Origin of the sequence: Niveispirillum sp. (genome assembly GCF_017996735.1) — a bacterium.
Lineage (GTDB): Bacteria > Pseudomonadota > Alphaproteobacteria > Azospirillales > Azospirillaceae > Niveispirillum.
In genome coordinates, this window is record NZ_JAGOGJ010000173.1 from 1 (window position 1) to 11,606 (window position 11,606).

Annotated in this window: 7 protein-coding genes and 1 pseudogene; 7 read left to right on the top strand and 1 reads right to left on the bottom strand. The window is 67.1% G+C overall.

Annotated elements, in window-relative coordinates; genetic code table 11:
* The 7 genes and pseudogenes from KBA48_RS29735 to KBA48_RS29765 form a co-directional block, all read left to right on the top strand.
* A pseudogene (locus KBA48_RS29735) lies at positions 1-1,383 on the top strand (hypothetical protein); the annotation flags it as partial.
* Positions 1,380-3,179 (top strand): tetratricopeptide repeat protein, encoded by a 1,800-nt coding sequence (locus tag KBA48_RS29740; RefSeq protein ID WP_292912313.1) that lies wholly within the window; start codon positions 1,380-1,382, stop codon positions 3,177-3,179. The pseudogene KBA48_RS29735 and the gene KBA48_RS29740, both read left to right, overlap by 4 nt.
* A gap of 100 nt (positions 3,180-3,279) precedes the next feature.
* Entirely contained in the window at positions 3,280-4,761 is a 1,482-nt protein-coding gene (locus tag KBA48_RS29745; RefSeq protein WP_292912314.1) for a tetratricopeptide repeat protein, read from the top strand.
* Between the two features lie 150 nt (positions 4,762-4,911).
* Entirely contained in the window at positions 4,912-7,536 is a 2,625-nt protein-coding gene (locus KBA48_RS29750) for an autotransporter domain-containing protein (RefSeq protein ID WP_292912315.1), read from the top strand.
* A 32-nt stretch (positions 7,537-7,568) separates the two neighbouring features.
* On the top strand, positions 7,569-9,035 hold the full coding sequence (locus KBA48_RS29755) for a tetratricopeptide repeat-containing glycosyltransferase family protein (protein WP_292912316.1): 1,467 nt from the start codon (positions 7,569-7,571) through the stop codon (positions 9,033-9,035).
* Positions 9,036-9,084: 49 nt separating this feature from the next.
* Positions 9,085-9,363, top strand: a complete 279-nt coding sequence (locus KBA48_RS29760; RefSeq protein WP_292912317.1) for a hypothetical protein — start codon at positions 9,085-9,087, stop codon at positions 9,361-9,363.
* Complete coding sequence (locus KBA48_RS29765; protein ID WP_292912318.1) at positions 9,347-11,248, top strand: tetratricopeptide repeat protein; 1,902 nt, start codon at positions 9,347-9,349, stop codon at positions 11,246-11,248. The genes KBA48_RS29760 and KBA48_RS29765 overlap by 17 nt, the downstream gene beginning before the upstream one ends.
* On the opposite strand, the gene KBA48_RS29770 is transcribed toward KBA48_RS29765, so the two are convergent.
* Positions 11,223-11,606, bottom strand: a 384-nt coding sequence (locus KBA48_RS29770; protein WP_292912319.1) for a glycosyltransferase family 9 protein, incomplete at its 5' end; no start/stop codon positions are given. The genes KBA48_RS29765 and KBA48_RS29770 overlap by 26 nt on opposite strands.

The following is an 11,606-nucleotide window of genomic DNA, read 5'->3' on the forward strand; positions in this document are numbered from 1 at the left end:
CACCAGTGCCATGGCGGGGAACAGACGGCCCTGGCGGGCGCCGAGGCCATGGACATGACGGAGGCCGGGCGTCTGTTCCTCGCCATGGCACTGGTGGCCGGGGCCTTGGGCGAGGATGTCAGTCTGGCCCGGCAGGCGGCGACCGTCACCGATCCCGGTCAGCGCCGGTCGCTGCTGCTGCGGATGATTGCGGCGCGCCACCGTATGGCCGGGCGCCGCGACCAGCAGGTGGAACTGCTGCGTCAGGCGGTGCTGCCGGGCGGCGATCGCGACGGCTACTACCGCCTGAACGCAGCGCGGCTGGCCCAGTCGCAGCGGTTGCTGCTGGAGGTGTTGGGTACGGTCATGAATGAAGGTGCCAATGGCCGGATGGGGCCGGACTGGCGGCACAATGCGCGCGCCCTGATGACGCAGATCGAACAGTCGCTGTATCTGGAGGGCAATGACGAGGGCGAGCGGTCGGTAATGTGGGGCACGCTGCGCGGCTATGACGCGTTCCTGTCCTGGTTCGACGCCACCGGTCCCCAGGCCCCGCCGCTGCCGGTCCCGCCAGCGCAGGGACGCAAGGTCTATGATTGTTTTCAGTTCTATAACGAACTGGACCTTCTGGATTTGCGGTTGGCCGAGTTGTCGCCCGTGGTCGACCATTTTGTGCTGGTGGAGGCGGCCTTCACCCATGCCGGGGCGCCCAAGCCGCTATATTTCGCGGAGAACAGGGAACGGTTCGCGGCCTATGAAGACAAGATCATCCATGTCGTGGTGGAGGATGATCCCGGTGGTTTCGCCTGGGTGCGGGAGGCGCACCAGCGCCAGGCCATCTTGCGCGGCCTGACCGGGGCAGCACCGGCCGACATGGTGATCATCAGCGACGCGGATGAGATATTGCGGCCCGAGATCATCACACGGCTGCGCGCCACGGGGGATGACGGGCCGTCGCTGTTCGCCCCGCATCTGGACATCCATCTCTATTTCCTGAACCTTCGGGCGCCGGAACCCTGGGTTTCCGTCGCGGCGGCGCCGTTTGAACTGGTGCGCCGGGTGGGCGCCAACAATATGCGGTATCTGGCCAAGCAGGGGATCGGAGAGGTGATCGCGGCGGCCGGCTGGCACTTCACCTGGATGGGCGGCTTCGACCGGTTCCTGGCCAAGCTGGATGCCTTCGCCCATCGGGAGATGATCGGCAGCTTCGGCGCGGATGACATGGTCAACCGCGCCCGGCTGGAACGGTTCTTCGCCACCGGCCGGTTCGAGGAGGGGGCGATTCCCGGTATGTGGACGGCCCTGACCCGTGTGCCCATCGATGAGGGGTTCCCGGCCAGCCTGCGTACCCGGCTGGCGGAGTTCACCCGCATGGGCTGGGTGGCGCCGGGGACCGACGGATGAGCAGGAGCGCCGAGCAATTGATGGCCGACGGCATGGCCCTTCAGAGTGAAGGCCGGATAGCGGAGGCGGAAGCCGCCTTCCGCCATATTCTGGACCTGCGCCCGGAGGACCCCGATGCGCTGCATGCGCTGGGGGCCATGGTACTGCTGGCCGGTGACGCGGAAGGGGCCGTGCCGCTGCTGGCCCGGTCACTGCGCCGGCGGCATGCTAATGCACCCGCCTTTTCCAACCTGTGTGCGGCGCTGCGGCAGTTGGGGCGGCTGGAGCAGGCGGCCATCGCGGGGCGGGAAGCGGTGCTGATCGACCCGGATTTCGATCTGGCCCAGCATAATCTGGCCAGTGTGCTGCTGGACCAGAAGGATTATGAAGGCGCGCTGGTTCCCCTGCGCCGCTATATCACCCTGGTGCCCGACTGTACCCTGCAACGCTTCCTGCTGGCCACGGCGCTGATGGCCCAGGACCGGTATGCGGAGGCGGAGCCGGTCTGGCGGGAGTTGCTGTGCCTGACACCCGGGGAGGGCCGCGCCCATGCCAATCTGGGCGTCGTGCTGAAGCAGTTGCGGCGGTACGGGGAGGCCATCGACGCCTATCGCCGGGCGCTGGTGCTGATGCCCGACGAGGCGGCGGTGCTGAACAATCTGGGTCTGGCCCTGTCACAGACGGGGGAGCGGGACGAAGAAGCTGCCGCATGGTTGCACCGGGCCGTCCGGTTGAAACCGGATTTCGCCGATGCCTGGGTGAACCTGGCCTTGCTGGAGCGCAACCGCAACCGCATCGACGCGGCGCTGGTGCTGTGCCGCCGGGCGCTCGCGGAGGATGGCGGCCATGCCGAAGCCCATACGCTGCTGGGTACCTGTCTGCTGCTGAAGGGTGAGATGCGGGCAGGTTTCGCGGCCTATGAATGGCGCAAGAAGCTGCGGGAGTTCCGGGCGCCCCCCCACGCCTATCCGTCGCCGTCATGGACGGGTGGGGACCCGGCGGCACGCACCCTGCTGCTGCATGATGAGCAGGGGCTGGGCGACGGCATCCAGTTCGCACGTTATGCACCGCTGCTGGCGGCACGGGGCGCGCGGGTGGCGGTGGAGTGTGCGGCCCCGCTGCTGCGCCTGTTTGCCACCCTGCCCGGTGTGGATAGTGTGGTGGCGACGGGACAGCCCCTGCCGACGCACGATGCGCATGTGCCACTGCTGAGCCTGCCGCATCTGCTGGGTGAGACGGCGGTGCCGGCCTTTGCCCCCTACTTGTCGGCGGAACCGGCGCTGGCGGAGTGCTGGGCGGCACGGCTGGCGGGAGATGACGGGTTGAAGGTGGGGCTGGTCTGGGCCGGCAATCCGGAATTCAAGGATGACCGCCGCCGGTCACCGGGGCTGGCGGCGCTGCTGCCGCTGCTGTCGGTGCCGGGGGTACGCTTCTTCGCGCTGCAAAAGGGCGGGGGGCGGGCCGATCTGGACCGGCTGGCCGGTCGGCTGGGTGCCCGTTTCACCGATCTGGGGCCGGAGATCGCGGATTTCGCCGACACGGCGGCCATCATGACCAATCTCGACCTGATCATCAGTTCCTGCACGGCACCAGCGCATCTGGCCGGCGCCTTGGGTCGCCCGGTCTGGACCATCCTGCCGCTGAATGCCGACTGGCGCTGGCGGGAAAGCGGGCACCAGACCGACTGGTATCCGTCCATGACCCTGTTCCGGCAGGAGCGGGCAGGGGACTGGGCGCCCGTAGTGGCCCGCGTGCGCGATGCCTTGGTCGGGCGTGCGGCGGAAAGCTGCCGGGTCTGGAAGCGGGCGGACAGATAGGCGATGGTCGGACGCCCATCGCGGCGCACACCGGGGGCCGGACTTGTGAAGCCGCTTGTCCACCCCTATGCAGAAGCGGAAAGGCCGAAGGGGGCGGGCGATGGTCGATGACGGTTTCCGTCAAGAAATCGAGGCGGGGGCGGCGGCCCATGCCGCCGGCCGCCCCGACCTTGCCGTCCTGCATTTTGCCCGGGCCGTCAAACTGTCACCCCGTCATCCCGTGGCCCTGTTCAACCTGGGAATCGCGCTGGAGGATGCGGGGCGGGAGGATGCGGCGCTGCCGGTGCTGGAGGAGGCATGGCGGCTGCGGCCGGACCATATCCATACGCTGTTCCGGCTGGGCAGCCTGCTCGCCAGACAGGGGCGGCACGAGGCGGCGGCGGTGTTGCTGTCACGGCTGCTGGCCCACCAGCCCGATTTTCCGGACGCCGCCTTCCGGCTGGGCAATGTGCTGATGGCGCTGGGCCGGTACGCGGCGGCGGAGCGGGCCTATCGCCTGGCCATGATCCTGGCGCCCGATGCGGGGTCGGTCGTCAACAATCTGGGCGGCGCGCTGCGGCGGCAGGGAAGGGCGCCAGAGGCCGCCCGATGGTATCAAAGAGCGGTGCGGCTGGCGCCGCTGGTCGCCGAATACCACAAGAATCTCGGCGTCTGCCTGATCACCCTGGGTGACTGGCGGGAAGGCTGGCCGCACTATGACTGGCGCAACCGGCAGACGGTCTGGGGCTGGCGCCGGGAGCTTCCGGGCGTGCCACTCTGGGATGGATCGCCGCTAGCGGGCCGGACCATCCTGGTGCATTTCGAACAGGGGCTGGGCGATACGCTGCAATTCATCCGCTACCTGTCGGTGCTGAAGCGTCAGGGCGCGCGGACCGTGTTCGAGTGTCAGCCCACGATGCGCGACATCCTGCACTGTGTGCCCGATATCGACCAGCTTGTCTGCCATGGGGAGCCGCTACCGCCGGTCGATTGCCATGCACCGCTGATGAGCCTGCCGGGCCTGTGTGGCGATACGCCGGAAACGGTGCCGGGTGCCGACCTGCCTTATCTGCACCCCCCGGCCGATCGGGTTGCCGCCTGGGGCCGGCGCATCGGGATGGACGGGTTCAAGGTCGGGATCAACTGGCGGGCGGCGGGGGATGACCGCTCCATGCCGCTGGCCGCCTTTGCCCCGCTGGCGGCCGTGCCCGGCGTGCGGCTGTTCAATCTTCAGCAGGATGTCGGTCTGGACCAGTTGGACCACCTGGCCGGACCCTTTGGCATCACGCGTTTCCCCGATGCCGAACGGGAGCGAACCTTCGGCAGCTTTGTCGACAGTGCCGCCATCATCGCCAATCTTGACCTTGTGATCAGTTGCGACAGTGCCATGATCCATCTTGCCGGCGCCATGGGCCGGCCGGCATTCCTGGCCTTGCCCTGGCTGGCCGATTGGCGCTGGTTGACCCATCCTGATCGCACGGTCTGGTACGACTGCGTGCGTATGTTCCGGTCGGAGCAGGAGGGGGACTGGGAAAGTGTTGCTGTCCGGATCGCAAATGCCGTGGTCGATCTCATTAACCTTAAGGTCACAGGCCCACGGTAACGAGATTCATTAAATTATAAGCGTTTCTGACGATAGTACGTTATACAGGGTCTTTGTTGTCCATATGTCGGCTGCTGTCCGGCATATCTGGCCACATTCAGTCTATACCCTGTTATAGAGCCGTTAATCTTGGAGAGGGGAACAGAATTCATGAGCAGGATTGCACGTCGGCCGGCGACTATGTCGAGCATCAAGATGGCCCTGCTGTTGAGTGTGGTGATCCCGCCCCTGGTTCCTGCGGAGGCCGACGCGGCCACTTGCGACGCCGGGGCGCTGCTATGCAATGGCGGCTTTGAAAGTTTGACGAATGTCGCCGGGTCCGATGCGGTGGCCTTCGATTACTGGAACAGCAGCGATCCGTCGGGTCTGCGCGCCGGCATCGGCGCGGACGGCACTGGCAACAGCGCAGAATTCCTGTTCTCCACCAACACGCTCAGCCAGGCCGTGGCCACAGGCGTGGGCGCCCGGTACAATGTCACCTTCCAGTACAAGAGCGAGGGCGGCCAGGGTCTGAGCGCCTATTTCGGCGACGCCCTGATCTTCGACTATGTCGGCGACAGCGCCCCGCCCACGGACTGGGTCACCTACAGCTTCAACGTCCAGGCGTTCGGCGGCCAGTCGGTGCTGCGCTTCGTGGCGGACAGCCTGGGTGCCGCGCAGAATATCGACAATGTCGTGATCACGCTGTGCCCGACCTGCACCCCCAATGCGGCCGGAAACCTGGGGGCGGTCATCGACAAGAATCAAGCTTTCTACACAACCGATGATGCGGCGGGCCTGGGCACCAACCTGTCGGGCACCCGCACGCTGACCTTCGATGGCGGCACCCTGCGCCCCGGTGCGACCGGCGCGCTCGGCAGCCCCGGTCAGCCTGTGACCCTGGCGCTGAATATCGCGTCCACGGGTGGCACGCTGGACAATGCCGGGCAGAATATCGCCCTGTCGGGCGGTATCATCAATACCGCCGCCGCCGCCACGCCCTTCACCCTGACCGGGGCGGGCCAGGGGACGATTTCCAGCCCCGTCACCAATATGGGCACCCTGGTTGTCGCCACCAGCGGGCGTACCCAGTTCACCAGCGCCATCAACAATGCCGGTGGCACCTTTGCCCTGCGCAATGGCGGTCAGGCCAGCCTGACGGGCGGGCTGACAGGCGGTGCGGTGCAGGTGGAGAATGGCCAACTGTCCGTGAACAGCCTGGTGACCGCCCCCGTCACCGTGGGTGCGCAGGGCACGCTGCGCGGGAGCGGCCGCATCGCCGGAGCGACAACCATCGCCGGTACGCTGCGGCCCGGTAACTCCCCCGGCACGCTGACCTTCACCGGTCCCGTCACGCAGCAGGCCAACAGCACGCTGGTGCTGGAAATCGATGGCGCCGGCACGGGCAATGGTGCCGGCAATTATTCGCGGGTGATCGTCACCGGCGCCGGCAATGCCTATACGATCGGTACGGGCGTGACCCTGACGCCGGTCCTGCGCGGCATCACCTATGCCGCTGGGGAAACCGCGGGCACCAACAGCTACACCCTGTCGCTGGGCCAGCGTCTGGCCGGTGTGGTGCAGGCGGAAGGCGGCGTCAGCGGCACCTTCGCTACCATCACCCAGCCTACGGCCGGCCTGCCCGCCAGCGGCCGCATTGTCGCGCTGTACAGTGCCAACAGCGTCGATCTTTATGTCGGCGTCGCCTCCTATGCCGGGCTGTCGGGCCTGACGGCCAATCAGCGCGCTGCCGGCGGGGCCGTGGATGCGCTGGAAGCCGCGCGCAGCACGGCGGCGCAGCCGATCCTGAACGCGTTGATCCCGCTGGGCATCATCGCCCTGCCGGGCGCCCTGTCCGACATTGCCGGGGAGTTCAACGCCAACCTGCCGCTGGCCGCCGTAGATGTCAGCCGGGGCTTCGGCAATCTGGTGGCCAGCCGCCAGGGCAGCCTGCAGGACGGTGGTGACGGCTGGCAGGCCTGGGGCCGTGCCTTCGGCAACAAGGCGCGCACCAGCAGCGACGGCAACAATCCCGGTTTCCGCCACCGCATGGCGGGCGGTCTGGCCGGCATCGATTATGGTGTCGCCGCCGAGGGTGTGCGGGTTGGTGCCGCCGTCGGTTATGCCGACAGCCGCGTCACGGGCCGCGACGATAGCGGCCGGGCCAGCATCGACAGCTATTATGTCGGCGGGTACATGGGGTGGAGCCGAGAGGCGCTGTTTCTCGATGCCCAGGCGGGCCTGACCTTCAGCGACTATGAGACACGCCGGAACGTCACCGTCGGCACCCTGAGCCGCACCGCCAATGGCAAGACCGATGGCAAGAGTGTCGGTGCCGCCATCGAGACGGGGTATCGTCTGGATATGGGCGGTGCCGTGATCACGCCCAGCGCCTTCCTGCGCTATGATGGCAGCGATGCCGACGGGTTTACGGAGACGGGGGCCGATGCCCTGAACCTGTCCGTGGCCGACGACAAGCATGCCGACCTGCGCGGTGGTTTCGGTCTGCGGTTCACCCATCCGGTGGCGCTGGCCGGTGGCGGCACCCTGGTACCGGAACTGTCGGCCCGCTGGGAGCATGACCTGTCCAAGCCCGGCTACAGCACCCGCCAGGCCCTGCTGGGCCAGTCCTTCACGATCCGTGCGGCGGAACCAGGGCGCGACACCGCCGTTCTGGGCGGTGGCGTCAGCATGGAAGTTGCCGATAACATGCGCCTGTCCGCGCGCTATGATGCGGAATTGAGCGACAACCGTACCCAGCATGCGCTGACCGCCCAGGTCCGCGTCGCCTGGTGAGGCAGCATTCCGCGTCCGAGAGCCAGAACATCGTGACTACCAAGAAGCGTAAAGCCGCCGCCCCCGCCAAGCCGTCATCCGCCCGCCCCGCCGCCGTAGTGTCACCGGCCCCTGTGCCCGCCGCTCCCGTGCCGGCCGCCGCTGTCACGCCGCTACCAGCGGTACTGGCAGGCGGCGACGAGCAGGGGTTGCGCGCGACGGAGGATATGCTGCGCGCCAATCCGCGCGATGGCGCGGCATGGAGCACGCTGGGCATCCTGCTCCGGCGTTTGGGCCGCAGCGAAGAGGCGATGATCTGCCACCGTCGGGGTCTGGAATTCGATCCCGGCAATTCGGGGATCTGGTCCAATCTTGGCAACCTGCTGACGGATGTCGGCCGCCATGATGAATCGGCCGAGGCCCATGCGCAGGCCATGCGGCTGCTTCCCGCCAATCCGCAATTGATGTTCAATGCCGTGATCGCCCGGCGCAAGGCTGCCGCCTATCGCGAGGCCCTGTTGCTTCTGGATCAGGCCATGGCCATCGGGCCGGTGACGCCCGCGCTGCGATGGGAGCGTGCGTTGACCCTGCTGCAGGTAGGCGAGTATGAGGAGGGGTTCCGCGAGTACGAATCCCGCCGCCATATCGCCAGCTACCGCACCCGTCCGACGCCGGGCACCCCCTGGGATGGCGGTCCGCTGAACGGCAAACGGATATTCCTGTCCACCGAACAGGGGTTCGGCGATACGCTGATGGCCGCCCGCTATGTCACCCTGGTCAAGGCGCGGGGTGGGCGCATCCTGTTCGAATGCCATCCGGAATTGCGCCGCGTTCTGGGCGGTCTGCCCGTGGATGAGTTCGTGCCGGCTGGTTCCGACTTTCCGGATTTCGATGTGCAGGCATCGCAGATGAGCCTGCCCCATCTCTGCGGCACCACCTTCCACACTGTGCCGCCGCCCGTCACGCTGCATATTCCGCCCGATGCCAGGGCCAAGGCCGCCCGTGTGCTGGGACCGGCGGAGCCGGGCATCCTGCGCGTCGGCATCATCTGGTCCGGTCGCGTCACCTTTGCCGACAATCAGCGCCGGGCCACCGACCTGTCGCGGTTCCTGCGCTTTGGCGAGGTGCCGGGCGTGCGGCTGTACAGTTTGCAGAAGGGCCCGCCGGAAGAACAGTTGGAGACGCTGTCGAGCCGCCTGCTGGTCACGCCGCTGGGGCCGCATATCGACGATTTCGCCGACACGGCCGCGATGCTGGAAAAGCTGGACCTGCTGATCATGACCGACAGTTCCACGGCACATCTGGCGGGATCGCTGGGCACGCCCGTCTGGAATCTGGTGCAATACATGCCCTACTGGGTCTATGGCGACCGGACGGCCGGTACACCGTGGTATCCCAGCATGCGACTGTTCCGGCAGACAATTGACCAGGATTGGCAGTCGGTTTTCGATGCCGCGTTCGACGCCTTGCGTGAATTGTCGCGGGTGCGGCGCGCGGCCGGCAAAACTTGCGGGGCGTGATCGGGTTCCTGTATCAGTGGCCCGCTGGACGGGCACAGGGGAGGATATCATGGGCTATTACGATATGGTCGAAAGCTGCTGGCAGCTAAGCGATGCCGCCCTGAATTATGTGAAAAATGCGGGCCGTGCCGTCGAGACGCCGGAACTGTGGGAGAAGGTGTTCGCCCCATCGCCGCTGGTGGATCAGGAGCGCACCCTGCGGGAGAGCCCGCAGCGGGACAAGATCTTCCTGAAATCCCCCTACGGCCTGCAATACCGGCCCGACCAGAAGGATTGGGTGCCTTTCCGGCACGGTCCCGTCGACTTGTCGAATGAAAACAACATCTGATCTTCTGGCCGCGGCCCTGGACGACCATCGCGCGGGTCATGTCGACCGCGCGGCTGTCGCCTATCGCCGGGTGCTGGACGCCGAGCCCGACAATGCCGAAGCCCTGCATCTGCTGGGCTTGACCGAACGACAGGCTGGGCGGGTGGATACGGCCGTGGCGCTGATGACACGGGCCTTGCAGCACGCACCGTCAATGGTGGAGGCGCGGCTGAACCTGGCCAATACGCTGTCGGTCCGTGGCGACAGGGACGGGGCGCTGGCGCTCTGGCGTTCGGCCTTGGCGCTGGACCCGTCGAACGTGGCGGCCTGGCATGCGCTGGGGGCGGCGTCGGCCGGTGCCGGCGGGGCGGGCCGCGCCGGCGCCATCCGTGCCCTGCGCCGCGCCGCGCGGCTGGAGCCGGGGCGAGCTGAAATCCACCATGATCTGGGCGTGCTGCTGCGTCAGGATGACCTGAACGAAGAGGCGATCGCCTGCCAGCGCAGGGCCCTGTCCCTCCAGCCCGGCATGCTGTCCGCCTGGATGAGCCTGGGCAACGCCCTGCTGGAAGAAGGCGAGATCGAACAGGCGGAGGCTGCCTTGAAACGGGCCTTGTGCCTGTCGCCTGACCGTCCGGAAATCTGGTTCAACCTGGCCAATCTGTATTACCGACAGGCCGATCTGGAAAGCGCTTTGACCTGCTATCGCCGGTCGGCGCAGCTTGGGCTGCCGGCCGCACGCGCGCGGATCGTTGCCACGCTGGTCGACCAGGGGCGCGATGCGGAAGCGGAGGCGGCCCTGGCAGCCTATCTGCCCCTGGACGGGACGGATGTATCGAGCTGTCTGGAATATCTTTACCTGCTGCTGGTGCGTGGCGGCCGTCAGGTGGAGGCCCGCAGCATCTTCACCCGGTTGGAGACGATCCCGCTGGCCGGCCGGATCTATCCGGTGGAGTGCCGCACGGCCCTGTCGGCGCTGGATCTTGCCGATGGCGATTCGGCCGGTGCGGTGGCCCGGCTGGAAAATCTGCGCAGCGACAATTGCTGGATGTTCACGGTGCGCTCCCTGGCGGCGTTGGAACGGACGCGGCGGCAGCAGGGTTGGCACTGGCAACGCGCCACCAACCCCGACCCCACGCGCCCGCGCCTGACCTCCACCACCCTGGGTAATCGCGGGCGCTTCGCGCACAATGTGCTGGAATATGTGCTGTTGCGGCTTTACGCCGAACAGCAGGGCTGTGTACTGGAAACACCGGACTGGGTGGGCGGTGCCTATTTCGAACTGGATGACCCGGTCCCCAGCGGTCCCTTGCCCCCGTGGCCTTTCTGCCGCCGTATCCTGAACGGTTTTGTCACCGGGGAGCGGCAGGGGGAGGCGCCGGTCGACCGTGACGCCCTGTCGCCGCTGTTCCTGTATGAATATCCGCTGGCGGTGCGCGACCGTGTCCGGTCCTGGATGCGTCCGCGACCGCAATGGGCACCCTGGATCGACCCGCCGGTGGATGCGCTGCGCGCCGTGGGCAATACGGTTGTTGCCATCCATATCCGGCGCGGCGATTTCCTGCACTACGGTTATCCGATCACGGAAACCCAAAGCTATGTCGACTGGCTGCGCGATCTGTGGCCAACATTGGACAAGCCGGTCCTGTATCTCGCCAGCGACGATATCCCGGCGGTGCGGTCGGCCTTCCGCGAATTCCGGCCGGTGACCCTGCATGATGCCGGGCCGGCCTGGCCCGGACTGGAGTTCCTGCAGGATTTCCACGTGCTGACCCAGGCCGACATAGTCGGTATCAGTGCCGCCAGCGGGTTCAGCCAACTGGCCGCCCGCCTGAACGAGCGGGCCAGCCTTTGCGTGGAACCCGACATGGCGACGGGCGGGATCAAGCCTTTCGTGGGTTGGGTTTAGGGCGGGGCCGACGGGGCCCCTTGCGTGCTGCCAGAGCATCCGCCACCCTGGCGATCACCGGTGCCCAGTCACCGCGCGCGTCCTGACGGAACAGGCGCATGGTCGGGTACCAGAACGTATCCTCACCCGTCGCCAGCCAGCGCCAGTCGGGTGAGAAGGGCAGCACCGTCCAGGTCGGCCGCCCCAGCGCCCCCGCCAGATGGGCCGGACCCGTGCAGGAGGTGATGATCAGGTCCAGATTGGCCATGATGGCCGCCGTATCGGCGAAATCGGTGATCTCCGCGCCCAGGTCCGTGAAGCTGGCGGGCAGGGGGCCGATCGTTTCCAGATCCTTGCGGCCCGGTCCCTTCTGCAGGCC